The organism is Streptomyces sp. NRRL S-350, assembly GCF_000719705.1.
Classification (GTDB): Bacteria; Actinomycetota; Actinomycetes; order Streptomycetales; family Streptomycetaceae; genus Kitasatospora.
On the sequence record NZ_JOHO01000009.1, the window covers coordinates 60,487 to 85,916 of the forward strand.

A 25,430-nucleotide genomic window follows, 5' to 3' on the forward strand; every position below is an offset into this window, starting at 1 on the left:
TGGTTGACTCGCAGTGACCGCAGGCTTTCATCGGGGTGACCTGAGCCCCGCTGAGCTGCCCATCGGCGAAGAACGCCCCGGTTCGTGCCGGTTTGCTGAGAGCTGTCTCACAGGCCCGCCGAGAATCGACCTCCTGGTACGCGTGCACCCTGTTTCCGGCGAGTAACCCGTGGGAGGATCTGCGGGATCCGGGAGACCGGGACAGGGCACGGGCGGGGAGGACCAATCCATGGGCGGGGCTGCACAGCGAACGGAGACGGCAGGCGTACGCCCCTGGGTGCGGGCGGCGCTGCGCTGCGGGGCCGTCCTCGCGGCCGCCGCACTCGCCCTGCCGGCCGCCGCCCAGGCCGCCTGGGCCGCACCCGACCCGGGCACCGGCACCGTCGTCGCCGGCTCCGACCCGCTCGCCGCCGCCAAGGCCACCCTCGGGCCGCTGCTCGACCAGCTGCACACGCTCTACCAGAGCGCCGAGGCCGCCACCGAGCAGTACAACGGGACGGTCGCCAGGATCGCCGAGCAGCAGGCCTCGCTCGCCGACCTCCAGGGCCGGTCGGAGCGCCAGCAGAAGCAGGTCGACGCCGGCACCGACATCGCCTCCCAGCTCGCCGCCGCGCAGTACCGCAACGGCGCCGCCTCCGCGTACGCCGAACTGCTGCTCTCCAAGGACCCGTACGAGGCGGTCACCATCGCCGAACTGCTCGCCGCGGCCAGCCGCTCGCAGTCGGAGTTCCTGGACCGGCTGAAGAGCGACCGGGACGCGCTCGACGCGCTGAAGAAGCAGACCGAGGACGTGCTGAAGTCCACCCAGGAGCTGGTCGCCCAGCAGGACGCCGCCAAGGCCAAGGCCGCCGCCGACCTCGCCTCCGTCGAGCAGATGGTGGCCTCGCTGACCGGCGCGCAGCGCACCGAACTCGAACAGTTGGAGAAGGCGAAGGCGGACGAGGCGCAGCTCGCGTTCCTCGCCACCGGGGCGCTCGGCAAGGGCGAGCGCACGCCCTCGCTGCAGGGGCGCGCGGCGGTGGCCTTCGCGCTGGCCCAGCTGGGCAAGCCGTACCTGTGGGGCGGCACCGGGCCGGGCTCCTACGACTGCTCCGGCCTCACCTCGCAGGCCTGGCTGCACGCGGGCAAGCCGATCCCGCGCACCAGCCAGGAACAGTGGGCGCAGCTGCCGCACGTGGCGCTGAACCAGCTGCGGCCCGGCGACCTGGTGATCTACTTCCAGGACGCCTCGCACGTCGGGATGTACATCGGCGGCGGGCTGATCGTGCAGGCGCCGCGGCCCGGGGCGTTCATCAAGGTGTCGCCGGTCGGCTCGATGCCGATCCTCGGCGCCGTCCGGCCGGACCCGTCCGGCACGGCGGACGACGCGGGTGGCGCCTGGAAGGTGCCCGACCTGCCGGCCGGCTGGGACACCGTCACGCCGATAGCGCCGAGCCCGGCCGGCCAGGTGCCCCCGCCGGCCACCGGTGGCCCGGCCACGCCGCCGGCCCCGGGCGAGCCCGCCGGCACGCCCGGCACCCCGACGACGCCGACCGCACCGACGACGCCCGGCGGGACGGGCACGCCGACCGACCCGGGCACGCCGTCGGGCACCGGAACGCCGACCCCGACCCCGACCCCGGGCACCCCGACCGGAACCCCGGGCACCCCGACCGGGACGGGCACCGGCACCCCGGCCACGCCCGGCCCGACCGGCACCGGCACCGGCACCCCGGCAGGCACCCCGAGCGGCACCCGCTCGACCGGCGCGTCGGCCGGTACCTCGACCGGCGCCTCGGCGCCGGGCAGCGCCACCGCGACGCTGCCGCTGGGCACGCCGACCCACTGACGCCGCTCGACCCGGAGGCCGCCCCACGTCGTCGTACGCGGGGCGGCCTCCGTCCGTGCCGGGGCCGGCCCGGGCTATTCGCCGGAGTCGGGTTCGAAGCGGATGACGACGGCCTTGGAGGTGGGGGTGTTGCTGATGTCGGCGGTCGAGTCCAGGGGCACCAGGACGTTGGTCTCGGGGTAGTAGGCCGCCGCGCCGCCGCGGGCGACGGGGTAGTGGACGACCCGGAAGTGCGGGGCGCGCCGTTCGACGCCGTCCTTCCACTCGCCGACCAGGTCGACGTACCCGCCCTCGGTGAGGCCCAGTTCGGCGGCGTCGGCGGGGTTGACCAGGACCACGCGGCGGCCGCCCTTGATGCCGCGGTAGCGGTCGTCGAGGCCGTAGACGGTGGTGTTGTACTGGTCGTGGGAGCGCAGGGTCTGCAGGAGGAGGCGGCCCGGCGGGACCTCGGGGGCGGTGAGCGGATTGACGGTGAAGTTGGCCTTGCCGGTCGCGGTCGGGAAGGTCCGGGAGTCGCGGGGCCCGTGCGGAAGGGTGAAGCCGCCGGGGCGGCGCACCTTCTCGTTGTAGTCCGCGAAGCCCGGGACGACGCGGGCGATCCGCTCCCGCAGGGTGTCGTAGTCGGTCGCGAAGTCCTCCCACGGCACGGTGTCCTGCGGCCCGAGGACGGCCCGGGCGAGGCGGCAGACGATCGCGGTCTCGGAGAGCAGGCCGGGCGCGGGCGGACGCAGGCCGCCGCGGGAGGCGTGCACCTGGCCCATCGAGTCCTCGACGCTGACGAACTGGGCGCCGGCGCCGGTGACGTCCCGGTCGGTGCGGCCGAGAGTGGGCAGGATCAGGGCGCGGGCGCCGGTGACCACGTGCGAGCGGTTGAGCTTGGTGGAGACGTGGACGGTCAGCCGGCAGCGGCGCATCGCCGCCTCGGTGACCTCGGTGTCCGGGGTGGCCGCGACGAAGTTGCCGCCCATCGCGAAGAAGACCTTGACCTTGCCGTCGCGCATCGCACGGATGGTGTCCACCGAGTCGAGGCCGTGCTCGCGCGGCGGCTCGAAGCCGAACTCGTCCGCCAGCGCGTCGAGGAAGGCCTTGGCGGGGCGTTCGAAGATGCCCATCGTCCGGTCGCCCTGGACGTTGCTGTGCCCGCGCACCGGGCAGACGCCGGCGCCGGGGCGGCCGACGTTGCCGCGCAGCAGCAGGAAGTTGACCACCTCGCGGATGGTGGGGACGGCGTGCTTGTGCTGGGTGAGGCCCATCGCCCAGCAGACGATGATCTTCTTCGAGGCCAGCACCAGGCGGCCGAGCTCCTCGATCTGCTCCCAGGGCAGACCGGTCGCGGCGAGCACCTCGTCCCGGTCGGTCGTGCGCGCCTGGGCCTCGAACTCGTCGAAGCCGTGGCAGTGTTCGGCGACGAAGGCGCGGTCGACGCCGTCCTGCTCCAGGACGATCCGGTTGAGCGCGCGGAACAGCGCGAGGTCGCCGCCCAGGCGGATCTGCAGGAACAGGTCGGTCAGCTTGGTGCCGTGGCCGACCAGGCCGCGGGCGTGCTGCGGGTTCTTGAACCGCTCCAGGCCCGCCTCCGGCAGCGGGTTGACGCTCACGACGGTCGCGCCCGCCCGCTTGGCGCGTTCCAGGGCCGACAGCATCCGGGGGTGGTTGGTGCCCGGGTTCTGGCCCGCCACGATGATCAGGTCGGCCTGGTAGAGGTCCTTCAGGCTGACGCTGCCCTTGCCCACGCCGAGCGTCTCGGTGAGCGCCGAGCCGGAGGACTCGTGGCACATGTTGGAGCAGTCCGGCAGGTTGTTGGTGCCGAGCCGGCGGGCGAACAACTGGTACGCGAAGGCGGCCTCGTTGCTGGTCCGGCCGGACGTGTAGAAGGCGGCGCCGTCCGGGGTGTCCAGGGCGCGCAACTCCTCGGCGATCAGCGCGAAGGCGTCGTCCCAGGAGACCGGCGCGTAATGGGTGGCGCCCTCGTCGAGCAGCATCGGCCGGGTGAGCCGGCCCTGCTGGCCGAGCCAGTAGCCGGAGCGCTCCGCCAGGTCGGCCACCGAGTGGGCGGCGAAGAACTCGGCCCGGATCCGGCGCTCGGTGGCCTCCTCGGCGACGGCCTTGGCACCGTTCTCGCAGAACTCGGCGGTGTGCGTCCGGTCCGGCTCCGGCCAGGCGCAGCCCGGGCAGTCGAAGCCGTTCGGCTGGTTGACCTTGAGCAGGGTGGCGACGGTGCGCCGGACGCCCATCTGCTCGGCGGCCATCCGCAGACTGTGGCCGACGGCGGGCAGCCCGGCGGCCGCGTGCTGGGGCGCGGACACCTCGGGGGCGTCCTGCGCCGGGTCGCTCTGCGGGGCCTGCTTGGCCATGACTGCGCTCCTCGGACTGTGCTGGGTGCGGGCCGCCGCGCCGTCGCGGTGGCTCGGGGCCCATCCTTACACCTGCCCGGAGGCGGGGGGAGGGGCGGACGGGAGGGGACGGCAAGAGGGGACGGGGAGGGCGGAGACGGCGGGCCCGAGGCGGGGGCGGGAGCGGTGCGCGGCGTCGGTAGAGTCGGTCCGTCATGGCGGAGGGGGGAGGGGCGCGTGCGAGTCGGTGATGTCCTGGACGGCCGGTACGAGCTGGTGGAGAAGCTCGGCCAGGGCGGTTTCGGGGTGGTGTGGCGGGCCCAGGACACCCGGATGCGGCGGCCGGTGGCCGTCAAGGTCATCGGGCACCACGACGGCGACCAGGCGAAGGCGGCCCTGCGGTTCGTCCGGGAGGCCTGCGCGGCCGGCAACCTGTCGCACCCGCACATCGTCACCGTGCACGACCTCGGCCAGTGCGAGACCGACGACCGGGAGGTCACCTTCCTGGTGATGGAGCTGCTCACCGGCCGCACCCTGACCGAGGTGCTGCGCGAGGGGCTGCCCGACCCCGGCCTCAGCCTGCGGTGGGGGCGGCAGATCAGCGACGCCCTGGCGGCCGCGCACGACGCGGGCATGGTGCACCGGGACATCAAACCGGACAACGTGATGATCACCGCCGCCGGGCACCTGAAGGTGCTCGACTTCGGCATCGCCCAGCTCGACAGCGGCGCGGGCGGACTGACCACCACCGGGACGATCGTCGGCAGCCCGGCCTACATGGCGCCCGAACGGTGGACCGGCGGCCGGGTGGACGGCCGCGCCGACCTCTACGCGCTCGGCTGCGTCCTGGTCGAACTCTTCACCGGCGCAAGGCCGTTCGCCGGGGAGTCGACCCCGGTGCTGATGTACCAGCACCTCAACGAGGCGCCCCCGGCACTGGACCCGGCACAGTTCGGGCTGCCGCCGCAGGTGGCCGGGCTGGTCGCCGAACTGCTGGCCAAGGACCCGGCGGACCGGCCGGCCGACGCCCGTACGGTCGAGCGCAGGCTCGCGGAACTGGCCGGGTGGCCCGCGGGCGGGGCGGCCGTGGCGTCGGTGGCGCAGGCGGTGCCGGTGGCGGCCGTGGCGCAGGCGGTGCCGCCCGTGCCGACGGCTCCGCCCGTCGTGCCGCCCGCAGCGCCGTCCGTTCCCGCGCCGTCCGTTCCCGCGCCGCCCGGGCCGTCCGTTCCCGCGCCGTCCGTTCCCGCGCCGCCCGGGCCGTCCGTTCCCGCGCCGCCCGCGCCGCCCGGGCCGTCCGTTCCCGCGCCGCCCGCGCCGCCCGGGCCGTCCGCGGCTCCGTCGGCGGCCCCCGCGGTGCTGCCGCGGCTGACCACGCCGCCGGTGGTCGCCGCGCAGCCGGCCGAGACGGTCCGGGCCGCGCTGCGCGAGCGCCGGGCGGCGGCGTACCGGGCGGCGACGGCCGGCGAGTCGGCGATCCAGCTGCAGGCGGTGGCCCAGGAGTGCGTGGCCGCGCTCGGCGCGCGCGACCGGGACACCCTGTGCACCTGGCGGGACTTCGCCTGGTACCTCAGCCGCACCGGGGACCTGGCCGGCGCGATCCGGCTGCTGACGAGCGTCGCGGACGACATGGGATCGGCGCTCGGTCCGCTCGACTCCGACACCCTCGGCGCCCGCTGCCACCTGGTGTGGTGCATCGGTGAGAGCGGCGCGGCCGTCACCGCCGTCCGGCTGCTGAACGGGCTGCTGCCCGACCTGCACGCCGCCTGGGGCATGCACGACACCCGCGTCCTCAAGGCCCGGCACGACCTCGCGGTGCAGCACGCCAACCGGGAGGACCTGCAGAGCGCCGTGGCCCACCTGAGCGCGCTGCTGCCGGACCTCGCCCGGGTCCTGGGCGAGCACCATCCGAGCACCCTCCAGGCCTGGCAGGACCTGGCCGGCTACCAGCAGCGCCTCGCCCGGGCGGGCCGCCGGGGCGCGGGCGGCCCGCACCGGCGCCGGCCGCCGCGGATGAGCCCGATGGAGGCGCTGGCGCTGGTGCGGCGCCTGCGGCTCTGGGACTTCGCCTCCGACGACGAGGCCCGGGCCTGCATGGAGGCGCTGGATCGCGGGCTCGGCCTCAAGGGAGTCGCGGACCTGGTGTTCGACGCGCCGGACCACGTCTCGGACGAGGACCTGGTGGAGGAGATCTTCGGGCCGTGAGCCCGGCCCGGTCGGACGGCACCGGCCGACCCGGACGGCACCGGCCGAGCCCGGCAGGCGCCACCCGGCCCGGCCCGCCGTCAGGCCGCCAGTGCCGGGGCCGACGGGAGCGCGGCCAGCGCCCGCAGCAGTGCCCGGGCGGCCGCGTCGTTCTGCCGGAAGCCCGGCGCGTCGGTGCGCGGGCGGGCGAAGGCGGCGGCCGCGCGCAGGCTGGTGTGCGGGCCGAGCGCGGTGCGGCGCGGATGCGGGGCACCGCCCAGGGAAGGGTCGAGCAGCCGGCCGTCGGCGGCGATGGCGACGAGGCCGGAGCAGTGGGTGTGGTCCGGATCGTCGACCACCTCCTCGACGATCCGCCCAGTGCGGTGCAGGTCGCGCAGGACGGGGTCGAGGGTGCGGGCCAGCGCGTGCTTGGGCAGGTACGCCTCGACGAGCGCCGTCGCGGTGACGGTGTGTCCGGGCACGGTGGTGCCGTGGGCGCGCCAGGTGCCGGTGGCCTCGTCCCGTTCGACCCGGACTCCGGCGCCGAGGAAGCGCACCACCCCGGCCTCGGAGAGCGCGAGCAGTTGGCGCAGTCGGAAGCCGGGCGGGCCGGAGGCGAGGAAGTTGAAGTAGCCGAGGAACCACTCGTCCAGGTCCTCGGCGACCGAGCGGGCGGTGAGCCGGCCGCTCGCCGTCACCCTGGGCAGCCGGCCGAAGAGCGAGAGCAGGGCGAGGAAGGCGCCGAGGTCGGCGCTGTGCGCGGGGTCGGCGCGGCGGTCGGCGTCGGCGGCGACGTACCCGCGCAGGTGCGCCTGGAGCTCTTCGGCGGAGCCGAGTTCGAGGCTGGCCAGCGGGCGGTCGAGCCGCTCGAAGTCGATCCAATCGGCCGGGTCGGGGACGGCTTCGGCGATCAGGGCGGCCAGTTCAGGGGTGTGCCAGCCGTGCCGGTCGTACCGGGCCAGGAACTCCGTCCAGGGCAGGGCGGTGCGCCCGGGGTGGGCGTGGAACAGCTCGTGGTAGTGCCCGAAGGCGATCTCCTTGGCCATCAACGGCCAGAAGTCGCGGCGCAGTCGCAGCGGCCCCTCGGTGGCGAGCACGGCGTCCACGGCGGCCGCGTCGAAGTACCGGGGGAGCGGGGCGGGCGGCCCCTGGAGGCGGTAGCCGGTCTTGGAGTGGTAGGGGACGCCGCGGCGGGAGCCGAGGTGGAGCACCGGCTCCCGGCCGGACGGGCGGTAGCGCAGCGCGTCGCCCTCGCCGGTGGGTTCGAAGCGGCCGCCGCGGCCTTCGGTGAGCAGGACGACCAGGTCGACGGCGGCCAGGCCGAGGCCGCGCAGCACCACCTGTTCGCCGGGTGCGATGCGGTCCAACTGGGCTGCCGCGTCGGCGGAGTAGGCGGGCGGGAGGTGGAAGCGGCCGTGCCGGGCGGCGAAGCCGGCGTCGGCGGCGTGGCGGGGGTGCGGGGCGGAGTCGAGGTGGCCGAGGGTGAGGGCGACGTGGTCGGCGGTGAGGGTCCGGTCGCCGAGGTGGACGGTCTGCGGGCCGTCGGCCGGGCCGTCGATCCGCCGGACGGTGTCCCGGTGGACGGTCACCGTGACGTGCGGCGGGAGGTCGGCCACGGCGCGGCGGAACACCCAGTCCAGGTAGGCGCTCTGGGCTCGGCGGGTGGGGAAGTCGGTGGGTGCGAGGGTGCGCAGTTCGGCCCGGACGGCCGGGTCGGCGACCTCCCGGTAGGGCGCGAACTCCTCCTGGCGGGTGGCCCATTCGGCGAGCGAGGGGCCGGGGCGGACCGGACCTTCGAGGGTGGAGCGCTCGTCGGTGAACATGGTGACGTCCTCGGCCATCGAGTTCATCCGCAGCAGCGGGGACTGGTCGCGGCGCCAGATCCGGCCGCCCCCGGGCGGGTACGGGTCGACCAGGTGGATCGACAACGGGCTTGCCGGGGGCAGGAGTTCGGCGGTGTTGGCGGCGATCCGCTCCAGCAGGCCGGTCGCGCGCGGGCCGGCCCCGACGATCACGAGCGTCCTCATGCCCGCACCGCCCGGCGGTAGGCCGCGCGGGCCCGCTGCAGCGGGGTGGGCGGCAGGCCGTCGCGGGTGGCGCCCTTGGCGAAGTGCCGTTCCACGTAGTACTGGCCGACGGACAGCACGGTGGTGACCACCAGGTACCAGAGGGTGGCGACCATCAGCATCGGGATGACCCGGTACGACTGCAGGTAGACCAGCTGGACCGAGTAGAGCAGGTCCGAGACGGCCAGCACGCTGACGATGCTGGTGCCCTTGAGCGCGCCGATCAGCATGTTCCCCGCGGTCGGCACGATGGCGCGCATGGCCTGCGGCACGACGATCCGGCGCAGCACCCGCCACCGGCCGAGCCCGAGCGCGGCCGCCGCCTCCAGCTGGCCGCGGTCCACGGAGAGGATGCCGCCGCGGATCACCTCGGCGGCGTACGCGGTCTCCAGCAGGGTGAGGCCGATGACGGCGGTCAGCGTCGGGCCGATCAGGTCGACCGTCCTGACCGTGACGAACTCGGGGCCGAAGGGGATGCCGAGACCGAGCGTCGGGTAGAGCGCGCCGATGTTGAAGAAGAACAGCAGCTGCACCAGCGGCGGGGTGGAGCGGAACACCCAGACGTAGCCCCAACTGAGCGTGCGCAGCACCGGGTTGGCGGAAAGTCGCATGGTGGCGAGGACGGTGCCGAACACGAAGCCGAGGGCGAGGGTGACGGCGGTCAGCCAGAGGGTCAGGGCGAGGCCGTCGAGCACGGACCGGGCGGTGAACCAGTCGGCGACCACGTCCCACTGGAAGGCCCGGTTGCGGATCACCGAGTTGACCGCCATCGCCGCGAGCAGCACGGCGATGGCGGCGGCCGCCCACTGGGCGGGCTTGCGGCGGGCGACGATCCGGGCCTCGGGGGCGGGCGCCGGGCCGGGGTGGTCGAGATCGGAGGGGGCGGGCAGGACGTCCTGCGGGGTGGCCATGGCGGAAGCTCCTGGCGGGGTGCGGGCGGGAGTGCGGGCGGGCGGGTACGGCGGTGGTCACGTACGGGGGGCCTGGGCGCCGGACCGCGTCCCTCAACGCGTCCGGCACGGTTGCACTGCACTCCGCCGCGATCGTACGCAGGCGCGATCGGCGGCTGTCAAGGGTGGCCGGAGGGGCGGAAGCGGTCGTTCGGCGCCCGTCGGAAAACCGACAGGAGATCGCAACAGTGCGGCAACGATGGATGGTTGACGTACGGCTCGGGCGACTGCTCAACTTGAGCCCATGGACGCCGAACAGCCCCTGGTCACCCGCGACCACATCGACTTCGGTCGGGTGTGGTCCGCGGCGTGTCACGGCTGACCTGGCAGCGGCCGCCCGTCCGGCCCTGATCCGTCGGCCCTGATCCGTCGGCTCCGATCCCCGGGCTCTGATCCCCGGGCCGCGGCCGCCGACCCTGATCGCCTCGGCCCTGCCCGCCGGCGCTGATTCCCCCGGCCCTGATTCCTTCGGGAAGTCCTCCCTCGGTTCGTCCCGCCGTGGGCCGGGATCCGTCGTCCGCGACTGACGACACATCAGATCGTCGTGTTGGTAACCGACTTCGCACTGCGCTCCGGCAGTTCTCCGCCCCCGCCCGGCCCTTCACCTCGCGCACCGTTCCGCTCGCGCACCGTTCCGCTCGCCCACTGGCGCGCGCCCACCGTTGCGCGTCCGACGGCCGCCCCGCCGCGGCCTCCTCCGGCCTGTCCGCCTGTCCGCCTGCCCGCCCGCAGCCCACCGGATCCCGCTCACCAGAAAGGTTTCGCCATGCCCGTCGAATTCCTCGGCATCGCCGCCACCGCCGATGGCTCGGAGACCACCCCCCGCACCACCGCCGCCTTCGACCGCGACTACACCCTGCGGCTGGCCCGGGTGCACGAGGACCACGGCTGGGACCGGGTGCTCTTCGCGTACGGGGCCGGCGCCCCGGAGCCGGCGGCCGCGGCCGCCTTCCTCGCCTCGCACCTCGACCGGCTGCAGATCCTGCTGGCGCACCGCCCCAACGTCTCCTACCCGACCTTCGCCGCCAAGACCTTCGCGACCCTGGACCGGATCAGCGGCGGCCGGCTGACCGTGCACTTCATCACCGGCGGCAACGACCACGAGCAGCAGCGCGAAGGCGACTTCCTCACCAAGGACCAGCGCTACGAGCGCACCCGGGAGTACATCGGCATCGTGAAGCGGGCCTGGACCAGCCACGAGCCCTTCGACCACGAGGGCCCGCACTACCGCTTCAACGACTTCGTCTCGGACGTCTTCCCGGTGCAGCAGCCGCGCCCGGCGGTCTCCTTCGGCGGCTCCTCGGACGCGGCCTACGCGGTCGGCGGTGCCGAGGCGGACGTCTACTGCCTCTGGGGCGAGCCGCTGGCCAGGACCGCCGAGCAGATCGAGCGGGTGAGGGAGGCGGCTCGGGCCGCCGGACGAACCGACGTGCCGCGGATCCAGGTGGCCTTCCGTCCGATCATCGCACCGACCGAGGAACTGGCCTGGGAGAAGGCGCACCGGACGGTGGCGGCGATACGGGCCCGCCGGGGCGCGGACCGGCCGGCGGCCGCTCCCGAGAACGCGGGCTCCCGGCGGCTGATCGAGATCGCCGAGGCGGGCGAGCGCTACGACCGCGCGCTGTGGACCCCGACCGCCGCCGCCACCGGCGGGGCGGGCAACTCCAACGCCCTGGTCGGAACCCCGGAGACGGTCGCCCAGGCGCTGCTCGACTACCACGACCTCGGCGTGGACATCCTCTCCGCGCGCGGCTACGACCTCCTGGACGACGCCATCGACTTCGGCCGTTACGTCATCCCGATCGTCCGCGAGGAAGTCGCCAAGCGGGACGCCGCCAAGGCCGCGGCCGAGCGGACCGCCGAGGCCGAACAGCCCGCCGGGGACGCGCAGGCCACCGGGGACGAGCAGGCCGGGCGTGACCGCCACCAGCTGGTCGCGGTACAGGCATGAGTGCGGCACCGGTGGCCGAGTTCCGCCGGGTCGCCCTCGACGACCCGCTGGTCGAGCCGCTGCTGCGCGGGCTCACCCACGAGTACGTCACCCGCTACGTCACCGCCGTTGCGCCCGCCCTGCCCTCCGGCGGGCCGGAGGGGGCCGTTCCCGTCGGCCCGCTGCCCTTCGAGAAGCGGCTCCCCGCCCCTGCGCACACTCCCTGAAAGGCCCCCCGTGAGAACCACCACCGTCCGTCGCCGCCTGCTCGCCGCCACCGCCCTCCTGCCGCTCCTGGCCGCGGCCGCCTGCGGCTCGGATCCGACGATCGAGGGCGCGGCGGGAGCGGGCGGCCCGGCCGCCTCCGCGACCGAGGACGTCGTCTCCGGCCTGACGAAGTCGGAGGCCGCGGCCGCACTGCTGCCCGAGGAGGTCCGCAGGGCCGGCACCGTCAGGTTCGGTTCGGCCTTCGGCACGCCGCCCAGCGCGTTCCACGTCGACCAGGTCGCCAAAAAGCCCGCCGGGATCGACGTGGACTTCTCCGACGCGGTGGCCAGGCTGCTCGGCCTGACCGTGCAGCGCGAGGAGGCCGCGTTCGAGACCATCCTCCCCGCCCTGGACAGCGGGAAGTACGACGTCGGCACCGGGAACTTCGGGGTCACCACGGCCCGGCTGAAGACCATCGACTTCGTCACCTACATCGACGACGGCCAGGGCTTCGCAGTGAAGAAGGACAACACCGCGATCCAGCCGGTCACCGATCTGGTCCAGCTGTGCGGGCTGACGGTCGGCACCGGCGCCGGAACCACCTTCGAGACCACCCTCAACAACCGCAGGAACGTCTGCACCGAAGCGGGGAAGAAGCCGTACGAGGTCAAGGCGTTCAGCGAGAGCGGCGCGCTGCTGACCGGACTCCAGCAGGGCCGGGTCGACGTGGAGATGTCCACCATCAACGGCCTGCGCCACCAGGCCGCGCAGGAGGCCTCCGGCACCCGCTTCCTCGGCGAGTTCCACCGCCTCGACGTCGGCTTCGCCTTCAGGAAGGGCTCGAAGCTCGCCCCGGCCTTCCAGGCGGCCGTCAACCAGCTGATCAAGGACGGGTCGTACGACCGGATCCTGCGCAAGTGGGGGGTCGCCGAGTCGGCGATCAAGGAATCGCAGATCAGCCCGCCCGAGCACGCGTGAGCGCGGGCCTCGTACCCGGGGCGCGCAGCGCACCCCGCCGCCCACCCCGCTGCAGCGCCTGCGGGCCGCCGTCCGGAGCCTGCCGGACCGCACCCGGCCCGCCGCCGCCCGAACCGGCACCCCTGCCCGCACCTCCGGAGGACACCCGTGACCATCCTGACGAAGACCGGCCCGAGCGCGGCGGCCGCGCCGATGGTGCGGGTCCGCGGCCTGCACAAGAGCTTCGGCCGGCTGGAGGTGCTGCGCGGGGTCGACCTGGACGTCCCGGCCGGCTCGGTGACGGTGGTGCTCGGTCCGTCCGGCTCCGGCAAGTCCACCCTGTTGCGCGCCATCAACCACCTGGAGAAGGTGGACCGGGGCCACGTCGCCATCGACGGCGAACTGATCGGCTACCGGCGCTCCGGCGACCGGCTGTACGAGCTGAAGGAGCGCGAGGTGCTGCGCCAGCGCACCGGCATCGGCTTCGTGTTCCAGAACTTCAACCTGTTCCCGCACCTCACCGTGCTGGAGAACCTGGTCGAGGCGCCGGTGTCGGCGCTGCGCCGCCCCCGGGCCGAGGCCAGGGCGACGGCGCTGGCGCTGCTGGAGCGGGTCGGGCTGGCCGACAAGGCGGCCGCCTATCCCCGGCAGCTGTCCGGCGGGCAGCAGCAGAGGGTGGCGATCGCCCGGGCGCTGGCCCTGGAGCCCAAGGTGCTGCTGTTCGACGAGCCCACCTCGGCGCTCGACCCGGAGCTGGTCGGCGAGGTGCTGGACGTCATCAAGGACCTGGCCCGCGGCGGCACCACGATGATCGTGGTCACCCATGAGATCGGCTTCGCCCGCGAGGCCGCCGACACCGTGGTCTTCATGGACGGCGGCGTGGTGGTCGAGCAGGGGCCGCCGGCGGAGGTCCTGGACCGGCCGCGGCACGAACGCACCCGGGCCTTCCTGGCCAAGGTCCGCTGACCGGCTCATCCTCCGAGTCCCCTCCACCGATCAGGAGTTCAGCCACGGCCCACCCCGTCGCGCCGCACGCCCGCGGCCGCCGCGATCGCCGCGATCGCCGCGCTCGTCCCGGCGGAGATCGGGAAGCGCGGCACGCTGACGGTCGTCGACTCCCTCGGCACCACCCCGCCGCCGGACTTCCGCGCGCCGGGGCCCGGACAACGAGGCCGTGCAGGCGTCCGAGATCAACCCGCCGGGGCTGCCGAAGCCCAAGCCGCAGCCCGCGGGTTCGTTCACCCGTTCGTCCCCGGTCACCGCTATGGTGACCCTCCGGCGGCGAACGCCGTGCGGCCGCGGCCGAGTTGGGGGAGGGCATGCAGCAGGGCGAGGTGCTCGACGGCCGGTTCCGGCTGGAGGAACCGCTGGGCAGGGGCGGCTTCGGCGTGGTCTGGCGGGCGACCGACACCGAACTGCGCCGGGAGGTCGCGGTCAAGGTGCTGCTGGCCGAGCACGCCACCGACCAGGAGGCGGTCAGCCGGTTCGTCCGCGAGGCGCACACGGCCGGCGGGCTCTCCAACCCGCACATCGTGACCGTGCACGACTACGGGCGGACCGGGGCCGGCCGGACGCCGTACCTGGTGATGGAGCTGGTGCGCGGCCGGGCGCTGTCCGCGGTGCTCAAAGGCGGCCTGCCCGACCACGCGAAGGCGCTGCGCTGGATGCGGCACGTCTGCAAGGCGCTGGACGCCGCGCACCGCTCGGGCGTGGTCCACCGGGACATCAAGCCCGAGAACGTCATGATCGCGGACGAGGGCGAGCGGGCCAAGGTGCTGGACTTCGGCATCGCCCGCCTGGTCACCCAGACCGTCCGGCTCACCTCCACCGGCAACGTGGTCGGCACCGTCCCGTACCTGGCGCCCGAGTGCTGGTCCGGCGGCGCGGTGGACGGCCGGGCCGACCTCTACGCGCTCGGCGTCATGCTGTACGAGGTCTGCACCGGCGCCCGCCCGTTCCGCGCCGCCTCGGCCGCCGAGTACATGTACAAGCACCTGGAGGAGGTCCCGCCCCGGGTGCGCAGCAAGGACCCGGCACTGGCCGACCTGGTCGCGCAGCTGCTCGCCAAGTCCCCCGAGGACCGCCCGGCCGGGGCCGCCGAGGTGCTGGAGCGGCTGCGCACCGTCCGGCCGGGCGTGCTGCGGCCGGACGACCCGAGCCCGGAGCAGCTGCGCCGGCGGGCCGACCGGGCCTGGCAGCACGGCGCGGCGGGCGAGCCGGCGGAGGCGGTGGAGATCCTCACCGGCCTCGTCCCCGACTTCGCCCGGATCTGCGGCCCGGCCGACCCCCGCACCCTGCGCACCTGCCACGACCTGGCCCTGTGGCTGGCCCGGTCGGGCAGCCCGGCCGTCGCCGTCGCCCTGCTGGACGAGCTGACGCAGCTGCCGGGCGCCGCGCCGGAGGCCCGGGCGGACGCTCGGCGCGACCTCGCGCACTGGCAGCGGGAGGTCGCCCGGCTCGGCCCGGGCCGGCCGCGCGCGCTCAGCCTGGGGGCGCTCCTCGGCGGCGGCACCCGGGGCGCCTGACCCGCCCCGCACGCCCGGCACGCCCGGCTGCCGTGCCCCCGCCGGTCGCCGACGCCCGGCCGCCGTGCGCCCGCCGGTCGCCGTGCCCCCGCCGGAGGGCCGCCGGGTGTCAACCGTGCGCGCACCCGAGCCGGTGGCTCCGGCCGGTGCGGGAGTTGGGAGGATTTCGCCCATCGGGACGGTCTGGTCCGCCGCCCCGGCGCATTGGTATACCTCGTTGCCAGTGTCGGGAGCGGTGTCCGTGCCGCCCCGGTGAGCTGCGACGAAAGGCTGGTGACGGATCGATGAAGCTCCTTCGCGTCGGACCCCCGGGCGCCGAGCGCCCGGTCGTCCTGGGTGCGGACGGCACCGCGTACGACCTCTCCGGGCGCGCCCGCGACCTCGACGGGGACTTCCTGGCCGGGCTGGACCCGGCCGCGCTGGCCCGGGACGTGGCCGCGGGCGTCCTGCCGGCGGTGGACCTGGCCGGGCAGCGGGTGGGCGCGCCGGTGGCCCGCCCGGGCAAGGTGGTCGGCATCGGGCTCAACTACCGCGACCACGCGGCCGAGGCGGGGGCGGCGATCCCGGACGAGCCGGTGATCTTCCTCAAGCCGAGCTCCACCGTGGTCGGGCCGTACGACGAGGTGCTGGTGCCGCGCGGCGGCGAGAAGACGGACTACGAGGCCGAGCTGGCCGTCGTGATCGGCCGTACGGCCCGCTACCTGGACGGCCCCGAGCAGGCCGCGGCGGTGATCGCCGGCTACACGATCGCCAACGACGTCACCGAGCGGGCCTTCCAGTTCGAGCGCGGCGGCCAGTGGGACAAGGGCAAGTCGGCGGAGACCTTCACCCCGCTCGGGCCCTGGCTGGTCACCGCCGACGAGGTGGCCGACCCGCAGGACCTGGCGCTGCGGCTGTGGGTCAACGGCGAGCAGCGCCAGCACGGCAGCACCGCGGAGATGATCTTCCCGGTGCTGGAACTGGTCCGCTACGCGAGCCGGTTCATGGTGCTGGAGCCGGGTGACGTGATCGTCACCGGCACCCCGGCCGGGGTCACCCTGGGCCGCCCCGGCACGCCGTACCTCGCCCCGGGAGACATCGTCGAGATCGAGATCGACGGCCTCGGCCGCCAGCGCCAGGTGCTCGGCAAGGCGTAGCCCGCCGCAGCCCCGACCCCTGGCACGGGGGTCGGGCCCTACCGCGCCGCCAGCACCGCGCGCAGCCGCTCCGCCCGCGGCGCGTCCGGCCCCTCCAGCGCGAGCAGTCCCGCCAGCACCTCCGCCGTCTGCGGATCGCGCAGCGCCGTCGCCGCCGCCATCGCGGTGAACTGGTCCACCAGCCAGTCGCGCAGCTCGGCCACCGGCAGCGCGCGCCCCTCGTCCAGCCAGCTCAGCGACGCTCCCTCGACCACCGCGATCCACGAGCGCACCAGCAGCGTCAGCCGCGGCCCGGCCTCCCGCACGCCCAGGTGGCGCAGCGTGCGCCGCAGCGCGGCCCGCCGGACGTCGTCCACGATCGCCGAGGTGCGGGCCGTCTCCACCACCGAACCGCCGCGCAGCAGCGCCGAGTAGCCCGCGTCGTGCTCGGCCACGAAGGCGAAGTAGCCGTCCAGCACGGCGGCCAGCTGCTCGGACGGCGTCCCGGCCAGCGGCACGGCGAAGCGGCTGGTCAGCTCCTCGGCCGCGGTGCGCAGCGCGGCCTCGTACAACTGCTGCTTGCCGCCCGCGAAGTAGCGGTAGACCAGCGGGCGGGAGGCCCCGGCGGCCTCGGCGACGTCGTCCAGGCCCACCTCCTCGGGCGGCCGGGAGGCGAACAGCTCCAGGGCGACGGCGATCAGCTGCTCGCGCCGCTGCTGGACCGGCAGCCGCCGGTAGCCGGCGCGGCGCGGGCGCACGTCGGGCACGGCCGGGGCGGGCACCTGGTCGGCTGCCGGGTCGGGGCTGGCTTCCATGGCGGCCAGCGTAATGGGCGCCGGACGGATCGGGTCCTGTCGCGGGCGAACGGATTCCGGTCGGCCGGACCGGCGGTCCGGTCCGCCGTCCGGGGCCCGCAAAGGGGTTGCAAAAGGGCCGCGCCACGCCATGATGGCCGGATGGTTGAAGAACTGATCACCGCCGACGGCACCACCCCCCGCCGCATCGCCGACGGTTACGTCCGGGCGCTCGCCGAACTCGACCCGCTGACCGCGGTCTACCTCGGCCTGAACCCCGAGGACGACCGGCTGCCCGACCTCTCCCCGGCGGGCCCCGCCGCGATCGCCGACCTCGCCCGCCGCACCCTCGCCCGGCTCGACGAGGCCGAGCGGGCCGGAGCCGCCGAGAACGAGGCCGAGCGCCGCTGCGCCCGGCTGCTGCGCGAGCGGCTGACCGCCGAACTCGCCGTCCACGACGCGGGGGAGCACTTCCGCGCGGTGCGCAACCTGGCCTCCCCGCTGCACGACCTGCGGGAGTCCTTCACCCTGATGGCCACCGGCACGGAGGCCGAGTGGCAGGTCGTCGGCCGCCGGCTGGCGAAGGTGCCGGTCGCGCTGGAGCAGTACCGGCAGACCCTGGCCGCGGGCGTCGAGCGCGGCCTGCTGTCCGGCCCGCGGCAGGTGACGACGGTCGTCGGGCAGATCGCCGAGTGGCTGGAGGGCGACGTCCCCGGCGGCTGGTTCGGGCAGTTCGCGCAGGACGCCCCGGAGTCCCTGCGCGCCGAGCTGTCCGGGCACGCGGTGGCCGCCGCCGAGGCACTGGCCGCGCTGCGCGACTGGCTGCGCGACGTCTACGGGCCGGCCACGGCGGGCACCCCCGACGCGGTGGGCCGCGAGCGCTACCGCCGGTGGGTGCGCTACTGGTCGGGCGCCGACGTGGACCTGGACGAGGCCTACGCGTGGGCCTGGACGGAGTTCCACGACCTGCGCGCCCAGATGCGGGCCGAGGCCGAGAAGGTGCGACCGGGCGCCGACCCGATGGAGGCGATGGCCTGGCTGGGCACCGACGGCCCCGCCGTCGAGGGTGCCGAGGGCATCCGGGAGCACCTGCAGGGCCTGATGGACCAGGCGATCCGGGACCTCCAGGGCATCCACTTCGACCTGGCCGAGCCGGTCACCCGGGTCGAGTCGAAGATCGCGCCGGCCGGCAGCGCCGCCGCGCCGTACTACACGCCGCCGTCGCTGGACTTCAACCGCCCGGGGCGGACCTGGCTGCCGCTGCTGGGCCGGGAGCGCTTCCCGCTCTGGGACCTGGTCTCGATCTGGTACCACGAGGGCGTCCCGGGCCACCACCTGCAGCTCGCCCAGTGGAACTACGTCGCCGACCGGCTCTCCACCTACCAGGTGAGCCTCGGCGGGGTCAGCGCCAACCTGGAGGGCTGGGCGCTGTACGCCGAGCGCCTGATGGACGAGCTCGGCTACCTCACCGACCCGGGCCAGCGCCTCGGCTACCTCAACGCGCAGATGATGCGGGCGCTGCGGGTCATCGTGGACATCGGCATGCACGCGGGCCTGGACTTCCCGGCGGACTCCCCGTACCGGCCGGGCGAGCCGGTGAGCCCGGAGCACGCCCGCGAGTTCTTCGGGCAGTACTGCGGCATCTCCGCCGACTTCCTGGACAGCGAGCTGGTCCGCTACCTGGGCATGCCCGGCCAGGCGATCGGCTACAAGCTCGGCGAGCGCGCGTGGCTGCGCGGCCGGGCGGCGGCGAGGGCGGCGCACGAGGCGCGCGGCGAGGAGTTCGACCTCAAGGCCTGGCACATGGCGGCGCTCTCGCAGGGTTCGCTGGGGCTGGACGACCTGGTCGCGGAGCTCTCGGTGCTGTAGTCGGCCGGACGGAACCAGGGCCCGGGGGCTCGTCCCACAGTCCCAAGGCCCTGGTTCTTTTGTCCCAAAGGTCCGATTTGGCCAGGTTTTTCCTTGCCATCCCGTCGGGCCCGGGTATTGGCTGGAAGGCGACTGCGTGACCTCTCCGCACCCACTCGGAAGGCTCGACCAGTGACTGCCCAACCTGCCACCGGTCATGAGGACGCGGACAGCCGCCGCTGGTGGGCGCTGGCGGTCATCGCCATCGCCCAACTCATGATCGTCCTCGACATCACCATCGTGAACATCGCACTGCCGTCCGCCCAGCGGGACCTGGGCATCTCGGACGCCGACCGGCAGTGGGTGATCACCGCCTACACGCTCGCCTTCGGCGGCCTGCTGCTGCTCGGCGGACGGCTGGGCGACCTCTTCGGCCGCAAGCGCGTCTTCACCATCGGCCTGCTGGGATTCGCCCTCGCCTCCGCCCTCGGCGGCGCCGCGGTGGACCCGACCATGCTCTTCGCCGCCCGCGCCCTCCAGGGCGCGTTCGGCGCCCTGCTCGCCCCCTCCGCGCTGGGGCTGCTCTCCACCACCTTCTCCGACCCGAGGGAGCGCAGCACGGCCTTCGGCATCTTCGGCGCGATCGCCGGCGGCGGCGCCGCGATCGGCTTCATCGCCGGCGGCCTGCTGACGGAGTACCTGAACTGGCGCTGGTGCCTGTTCGTCAACGCCCCGATCGCCGTCGTCACCGCCTTCGCCGCGTTCTCGGTGCTCAAGCGCGACCACGTCGCCAAGGGCCGCCGGGTCAGGCTGGACCTGCCGGGCGCGCTGCTCGGCTGCGGCGGCCTGCTGGCGATCGTCTTCGGCACCTCCGAGGCCGTGACCCGGGGCTGGGTCGACGGCCTGGTGCTCGGCTCGCTGCTCCTGGGCGTGGCCCTGCTGGTGGTGTTCGTCCTGGTCGAGCGGCGCAGCGCGCACCCGCTGCTGCCGGTGCACATCGTCGCCGACCGCAACCGCGGCGGCGGCGCGCTCTCGGTCGGCCTGGCCATGGTCGGCATGTTCGGCCTGTTCCTGTTCCTGACCTACTACCTGCAGGCCATCAAGCACTTCTCGCCGGTGGTCTCCGGCCTGTCCTTCCTGCCCATGACGGCCGCCATCGTGGTGAGTTCGACGGGCTTCGCGGCCCGGCTGATGACCAGGGTGCCGTCCCGCAACCTGATCGGCCCCGGGCTGCTGCTCGCCGCCGGCGGCATGGCCTGGCTGACCCAGATGCAGGTGGACAGCCCGTGGGCCGGCATGGTGCTGCCCGCCGAGCTGCTGCTCGGCTTCGGGATGGGCCTGGTGTTCATGCCGTCGATGAGCCTGGCCACCCTCGGGGTCGCCCCGAACGAGGCCGGTGCGGCCGCCGCCACCATCAACTCGGCCCAGCAGGTGGGTGGTTCGTTCGGCACGGCGCTGCTGAACACGGTCGCCGCGAGCGCCACCGCGAGCTTCCTGGCCACCCGGATCGCCGCGGATCCGGCGGTCCGCGCCCAAGGCGCGGTGCACGGCTACGTGGTCGCGACCTGGGTGGCGATGGGCATCCTGCTGCTGGCCGCGCTGGTCGCCTTCCTGATGATCGACCACCGGCCGGAGCCCGGCGAGGCCACCGCCGTCGAGGTCGAGGGCGGGGCCGAAGCGGCGGCCACGGCGTCCGCCGGGCGGGCCGTGGACGGGCGGCCGAGCCCGCGGGACTCGGCGATGGCCGACGTCCGCGCCCACGTCAGGGCCGACGCCAGGGCCGACGTCCGGGCGGGCGGTGAGTCCCCGGACGAACCGGGGGTCCGGCGGCCACCTGCCGATTGAAACTTGCAGCAAGGTCTTGCAGTCAACCTCCGGCGCCTGCTTGACTCCTGGCCACCGTCCAGGGATCAAGGAGGCGCCGTCGTGCAGCCGGACACCACCCCCGCAGCCGCCCAACCCGCACCCGCACCGCCCGCACCCGTCCAGCCCGTCGAGCCCGCGCCCGTCGAGCCCGCGCCCGCACCGCCCGAGTTCGACCTGCTGGTCGTCGGCGGCGCGGGCGTGGACACCATCGTCCGGGTCGACCGGCTGGAGATCCCGCCCGGCGACTCGCAGTACGTCGGGCCGGTGCACGACTACGTCGGCCACACCGGCAACGGCGTCGCCCTCGGCGCCCACCACCTCGGCCTGCGCACCGCCTTCCTCGACTTCCTCGGCGACGACCCGCAAGGCGCCCTGGTCCGCGCCGCCTACGAGCGCCACGGCCTGCCCTTCGCCCACCTGGTGAGCCCGCACGGCACCCCGCGCGGCGTCAACCTGGTCGACGCCGCCGGCCGCCGCTTCTCCTTCTACGACGGCCGTCACCCCGCCGACCTGCGCCTGCCGCGCGCCTTCTACCTGCCGTACGCCGAACGCAGCCGGCACGTCCACCTGTCCATCACCGGCGTCAACCGCGACATGTACGGCGACCTCCACCGGCTCGGCCGCACCACCTCCACCGACCTGCACGACTGGGACGGCGCCGACCCGCACCACCGCGACTACGCGCTCGGCTCCGACCTCGTCTTCCTCTCGGTGGCCGGCTGCCGCGGCCGGCACGAGGAGGTGATGCGGGCCGTCCTCGCCGAGGGCCGCGCGCGGGTGGTCGTCGCCACCGCGGGCGCCGACGGCTGCCACCTGCTCACCCGCGGCGACCGCGTGCCGCGCCACCTGCCGGCCCCCGACCCGGGCCGCCCGGTGGTGGACACCAACGGCGCCGGGGACGCCTTCGTCTCCGGCTTCCTCTACGCCTGGCTCCAGGGCCGCGCGCCACTGGACTGCGCCCGGGCCGGCTCGGCGGCCGGCGCCTTCGCCTGCACCGCCGCCGGGACGCACACCGCGTTCCTCACGGCGCGGGAGCTGGACCGCTCACTCTCCGCCGGGTGAGGTTTTTCTCATCAGGATCCCAGCCTCCGGTAACGACCTTTCCAGGCTGAGGCGGCATAGTCGTTGATCGGACGCCGCCCCCGAACCCAGGCAGGAGCAAGGCATGGGTCAGCACCGCCGCCAGAGGTCCCGCCGCAGGCTCCTGGCCCCGTCCCTGCTCACCGCGCTGTCCGCCGTCGTCGTGGCCACCGTGGTCGCCGGGACGCACGGGCTGGACCTCTCCGACACGACGGCCGCCGGGAAGGCCGCCCACAGCACCCGCGCCGCCGTCGCCCCCGCGCCGCCCACGGCCGCGCAGGCGGCCGTCCCGGCCGCAGCCCCCGCACCGAGCGACAGCCCCGCGCCGAGCGGCAGTCCGACCGAGAGCCCGGCCCCGGCCGACACCGCGACACCGTCCGCCTCCGCCGCCCCGGCCGACACCCCGACGACCGCCCCTGCCACCCGCGGCGCCGCACCCGGCACCACCGCCCCCGCCCCGGCCGACGCCCACGAAACCGCCACCGTGGGTGCGCTGTTCAGCGGCTCGGTGGCGCCCGGAAACCACTTCTGCACCGCCAGCGTGCTGCACAGCCCCACCGGCAACCTGCTGCTGACCGCCGCGCACTGCCTCAACAGCACCGACGGCGTCACCTTCGCCCCCGGCTACCGCGACGGCTCCGCCCCGTACGGCACCTGGCAGGTGACGGCGATCCACACCACCACCGGCTGGTCCCAGAAGGGCGACGTGGACGAGGACTTCGCGATCCTGGAGACGGCCCCCAGCAACGGCCGCCAGGTCGAGGACGTGGTCGGCGGCAACCACCTGGGCGCCGACGAGCCCTTCGACGCCACCGTCCGCCTCTACGGCTACCCGGCCGGCTCCGACGAGCCCAACCTCTGCACCAACACCACCGGCCGGCAGAGCTCCTACCAGCGGGTCATCGAGTGTCCGGCCTACCCGGCGGGCACCAGCGGCGGCCCCTGGATCAACGTGGCCACCGGCGACGTGGTCGGCGCCATCGGCGGCTACCAGCAGGGCGGCGACAGCGACGACGTCTCGTACAGCGCCTACTTCGACCACACCATCGCGACCCTCTACACCCAGGTCGAAGCCGCGTCCTGACCCGTCCCGCCCGCTGCGGCCCGCACCGTCCGGGCGGGCCGGGCGGGCAGCGGCGGCCGGCCCGGGACATGACGAAGGCCCAGATCCGTGGACAACTCCACTGACCTGGGCCTTGGTTGCACTCCTGCGTTCCGCGCGTGAGTGCCCCCGGTAGGATTCGAACCTACGCACCCGCCTCCGGAGGGCGGTGCTCTATCCCCTGAGCTACGGGGGCCTTTCGGCCTGTCGGGTGCTCGCGCTTCCGACGTGGAGAACACTACCAGGCCCGGGCCGTGGTCCGTGCACGGGTTTTCCGGGCGTCGGCGGAGCGGTCGTGCGACGGTCGTGCGACGGTCCGGCGGCGGTCGCGGGCGGGCCGGGGCGGAAGTGCCCAAAGGCCGGACGGGGCGGCGGGGCCGCGGATACCCTCGGTGAGGTGTCGGGAGTGTCCGGGCGGGTCCTCGTGGTGGACGACAGCGAGGTGATCCGCCAGCTGATCAGGGTCAACCTGGAGCTCGAGGGCTTCGAGGTGGTGACCGCCGCCGACGGCGCTGAGTGCCTGGAGGTCATCCGCCGGGTGAAGCCCGACGTGGTGACGCTGGACGTGGTGATGCCGCGCCTGGACGGCCTGCGGACGGCGGCCCGGCTGCGCGCGACGCCGGACACCAGTCGGCTCCCGATCGCGATCGTCAGCGCCTGCACTCCGGCGGACCTGGACCTGGGGGAGACCGTCGGTGTGGACGGCTACCTCGGCAAGCCCTTCGACCCGGCCGACCTGGTGGCGCTGGTGCGTCGGCTGATGCCGGGCGGACAGCCGGCCGCGTTTCGCCCTGAGCGAACACGGCGGACCGATCGCGGCTGACACCCCTGGGGGGACGGTGCGGCGGCGTCTCAACCGGCAAACCGGGTGGCGGGCGGGCACCCCGTCTCGCCTACGCTTGGCGTCGTGACCCCCGCAGAGCTTTCCCAGGCAGTCCAGGCCGCAGTGAGCGCCGCCGTCGAGGCGGGCGAGCTGGCCGTCGCCGTGCCCGAGCACGTGACGGTCGAGCGGCCCAAGAACAGGGACCACGGCGACTACGCGACCAACGTGGCCCTCCAGCTCGCCAAGGCGGCCGGCAAGCCGCCGCGAGCCGTCGCCGAACTGCTGGCCGCACGCCTGCGAGGGATCACTGGCGTCGCCGAGGTCGAGATCGCCGGTCCGGGCTTCCTGAACATCACCCTGGACACCGCCACCGCCGGTGCGCTGGCGCGCACCATCGTCGAGGCGGGCGAGGCCTACGGCCGCAACGAGGCGCTCAAGGGCCTCCGGATCAACCTGGAGTTCGTCTCCGCCAACCCGACCGGCCCGATCCACATCGGCGGCGTCCGCTGGGCCGCCGTCGGCGACTCGCTGGCGCGCGTGCTGCGGGCCTCCGGCGCCGACGTCACCACCGAGTACTACCTCAACGACGCGGGCGTGCAGATCTCCAAGTTCGCCGCCTCACTGCAGGCCGCCGCGAACGGCCGCGAGGTGCCGGCGGACGGCTACGTCGGCGAGTACATCGGCGACATCGCCAAGGCGCTCACCGACGCGATCCCGGGGGTGCTCGACCTGCCCGAGGCCGAGCAGCTGGAGGTCTTCCGCACCGAGGGCCTGAAGCTCATGGTGGCCGAGATCAAGCGCTCCATGGAGGAGTTCGGCACCCACTTCGACGTGTGGTTCTCGGAGAAGTCGCTGCACGACTCCGGCGCCGTCGAGAAGGCCATCGACCGGCTGCGCGAGCAGGGCCACGTCTTCGAGGCGGACGGCGCGGTCTTCCTGCGCACCACCGACTTCGGCGACGACAAGGACCGCGTCCTGATCAAGGCCGACGGCGACAAGACCTACTTCGCCGCCGACGCCGCCTACTACCTGTCCAAGCGGGACCGCGGCGCCGAGGTCGCGCTCTACATGCTGGGCGCCGACCACCACGGGTACGTCAACCGCCTGAAGGCCATCGCGGCCTGCGCGGGCGACGACCTGAACCGCAACATCGAGGTGAAGATCGGCCAGTTCGTGAAGATGATTCGCGACGGCGAGGAGGTCCGCATGTCCAAGCGGGCCGGCAACATCATCACGATCGACGACGTGGTCGAGTGGATCGGCGTGGACGCCGCCCGCTACACCCTGGCGCGCTCCTCCACGGACTCGACGATCACGCTGGACATCAACATCCTGACCAGTCAGACCAACGAGAACCGGGTCTTCTACGTCCAGTACGCGCACGCCCGGATGTCGTCGCTGCAGCGCAAGGCGGCGGACCTGGGCATCACGCGCTCGGCGGACTTCAAACCGGAGCTGCTGGCCACCGAGTGGGAGAACGAGTTGCTCGGCCGCCTCGCCGAGTTCCCCGGAGTGCTGGCCGAGGCCGGCGAGTTCCGCCAGCCGCACCGGGTCGCCGTGTACCTGGAGGGCCTGGCCGGCGCGTACCACCGCTTCTGGGACAACTGCCCCGTCCTGCCCAAGGGCGACGACGAGGCCACGGACCTCACGCACGCCCGCCTCTGGCTGGTCGAGGCGACGCGCACCGTGCTCGCCAACGGCCTGACGCTCCTGGGCGTGACGGCGCCCGAGCGGATGTAGGAACCACCCCCAAGCGCACAGCGGGGGCGGCTGACGGTCAACGGTGACCGTCGCCGCCCCTCGCCATAGGTCAAGGAAACCGACA

18 protein-coding genes and 1 tRNA gene are annotated in these 25,430 nt (G+C 74.4%); 14 read left to right on the forward strand and 5 right to left on the reverse strand.

The features are described from left to right. Positions 1-229 precede the first annotated feature (229 nt). Positions 230-1,828: a C40 family peptidase gene (locus tag IF30_RS0111290; protein WP_078891311.1), complete on the forward strand. Its 1,599-nt coding sequence runs from the start codon at positions 230-232 to the stop codon at positions 1,826-1,828. 74 nt (positions 1,829-1,902) lie between these two features. On the opposite strand, the gene IF30_RS0111295 is transcribed toward IF30_RS0111290, so the two are convergent. Next, entirely contained in the window at positions 1,903-4,182 is a 2,280-nt protein-coding gene (locus tag IF30_RS0111295; RefSeq protein WP_030235711.1) for an FdhF/YdeP family oxidoreductase, read from the reverse strand. 216 nt (positions 4,183-4,398) lie between these two features. Here IF30_RS0111295 and IF30_RS50185 point away from each other — a divergent pair, with 216 nt between their 5' ends. Beyond that, complete coding sequence (locus IF30_RS50185; protein ID WP_051709882.1) at positions 4,399-6,363, forward strand: serine/threonine-protein kinase; 1,965 nt, start codon at positions 4,399-4,401, stop codon at positions 6,361-6,363. 80 nt (positions 6,364-6,443) lie between these two features. Here the strand turns inward: IF30_RS50185 and IF30_RS0111305 are convergent, their stop codons facing one another. Further along, positions 6,444-8,369 carry an FAD/NAD(P)-binding protein gene (locus tag IF30_RS0111305; RefSeq protein WP_030235714.1) on the reverse strand — a complete coding sequence of 642 codons (1,926 nt, stop codon included), beginning with the start codon at positions 8,367-8,369 and terminating at the stop codon, positions 6,444-6,446. Then, positions 8,366-9,319, reverse strand: coding sequence for an amino acid ABC transporter permease (locus IF30_RS0111310; protein ID WP_051709884.1), 954 nt, complete (start codon positions 9,317-9,319; stop codon positions 8,366-8,368). The genes IF30_RS0111305 and IF30_RS0111310 overlap by 4 nt, the downstream gene beginning before the upstream one ends. A gap of 805 nt (positions 9,320-10,124) precedes the next feature. Between IF30_RS0111310 and IF30_RS0111315 the strand changes: the two genes are divergently transcribed. The 6 genes from IF30_RS0111315 (at position 10,125) to IF30_RS0111345 (ending at position 16,113) form a co-directional block, all read left to right on the forward strand. Next, the gene (locus IF30_RS0111315) at positions 10,125-11,309 is read left to right on the forward strand and encodes an LLM class flavin-dependent oxidoreductase (RefSeq protein WP_078891313.1); all 1,185 of its coding nucleotides are present in this window, start codon (positions 10,125-10,127) and stop codon (positions 11,307-11,309) included. Further along, positions 11,306-11,515: a hypothetical protein gene (locus IF30_RS0111320; protein ID WP_158834939.1), complete on the forward strand. Its 210-nt coding sequence runs from the start codon at positions 11,306-11,308 to the stop codon at positions 11,513-11,515. The genes IF30_RS0111315 and IF30_RS0111320 overlap by 4 nt, the downstream gene beginning before the upstream one ends. A 10-nt stretch (positions 11,516-11,525) precedes the next feature. After that, positions 11,526-12,473, forward strand: a complete 948-nt coding sequence (locus IF30_RS0111325; protein ID WP_051709885.1) for an ABC transporter substrate-binding protein — start codon at positions 11,526-11,528, stop codon at positions 12,471-12,473. Between the two features lie 192 nt (positions 12,474-12,665). Beyond that, positions 12,666-13,418, forward strand: a complete 753-nt coding sequence (locus IF30_RS0111330) for an amino acid ABC transporter ATP-binding protein (protein WP_030235722.1) — start codon at positions 12,666-12,668, stop codon at positions 13,416-13,418. A 353-nt stretch (positions 13,419-13,771) separates the two neighbouring features. Beyond that, positions 13,772-14,977, forward strand: coding sequence for a serine/threonine-protein kinase (locus tag IF30_RS0111340; protein WP_051709888.1), 1,206 nt, complete (start codon positions 13,772-13,774; stop codon positions 14,975-14,977). 284 nt (positions 14,978-15,261) lie between these two features. After that, entirely contained in the window at positions 15,262-16,113 is an 852-nt protein-coding gene (locus IF30_RS0111345) for a fumarylacetoacetate hydrolase family protein (protein WP_030235728.1), read from the forward strand. A gap of 38 nt (positions 16,114-16,151) precedes the next feature. Here IF30_RS0111345 and IF30_RS0111350 read toward each other — a convergent pair whose 3' ends face one another. After that, positions 16,152-16,907: a TetR/AcrR family transcriptional regulator gene (locus IF30_RS0111350; protein ID WP_078891314.1), complete on the reverse strand. Its 756-nt coding sequence runs from the start codon at positions 16,905-16,907 to the stop codon at positions 16,152-16,154. 141 nt (positions 16,908-17,048) lie between these two features. Here IF30_RS0111350 and IF30_RS0111355 point away from each other — a divergent pair, with 141 nt between their 5' ends. The 4 genes from IF30_RS0111355 to IF30_RS50190 all read left to right on the forward strand — a co-directional run bounded on the left by IF30_RS0111355 (position 17,049) and on the right by IF30_RS50190 (position 22,764). Next, positions 17,049-18,755 (forward strand): DUF885 domain-containing protein, encoded by a 1,707-nt coding sequence (locus IF30_RS0111355; protein ID WP_030235733.1) that lies wholly within the window; start codon positions 17,049-17,051, stop codon positions 18,753-18,755. Between the two features lie 171 nt (positions 18,756-18,926). After that, complete coding sequence (locus IF30_RS0111360) at positions 18,927-20,579, forward strand: MFS transporter (RefSeq protein ID WP_063752586.1); 1,653 nt, start codon at positions 18,927-18,929, stop codon at positions 20,577-20,579. A gap of 195 nt (positions 20,580-20,774) precedes the next feature. Further along, positions 20,775-21,662, forward strand: coding sequence for a carbohydrate kinase family protein (locus tag IF30_RS0111365; RefSeq protein ID WP_030235737.1), 888 nt, complete (start codon positions 20,775-20,777; stop codon positions 21,660-21,662). 103 nt (positions 21,663-21,765) lie between these two features. Further along, positions 21,766-22,764 carry a trypsin-like serine peptidase gene (locus tag IF30_RS50190; RefSeq protein WP_051709890.1) on the forward strand — a complete coding sequence of 333 codons (999 nt, stop codon included), beginning with the start codon at positions 21,766-21,768 and terminating at the stop codon, positions 22,762-22,764. 142 nt (positions 22,765-22,906) lie between these two features. On the opposite strand, the gene IF30_RS0111375 is transcribed toward IF30_RS50190, so the two are convergent. Next, positions 22,907-22,978 (reverse strand) — tRNA-Arg (locus IF30_RS0111375). A gap of 210 nt (positions 22,979-23,188) precedes the next feature. Between IF30_RS0111375 and IF30_RS0111380 the strand changes: the two genes are divergently transcribed. Then, positions 23,189-23,605 (forward strand): response regulator, encoded by a 417-nt coding sequence (locus IF30_RS0111380; RefSeq protein ID WP_051709893.1) that lies wholly within the window; start codon positions 23,189-23,191, stop codon positions 23,603-23,605. Between the two features lie 84 nt (positions 23,606-23,689). Continuing rightward, on the forward strand, positions 23,690-25,345 hold the full coding sequence (argS, locus tag IF30_RS0111385; protein WP_030235740.1) for an arginine--tRNA ligase: 1,656 nt from the start codon (positions 23,690-23,692) through the stop codon (positions 25,343-25,345). Positions 25,346-25,430 lie beyond the last annotated feature (85 nt).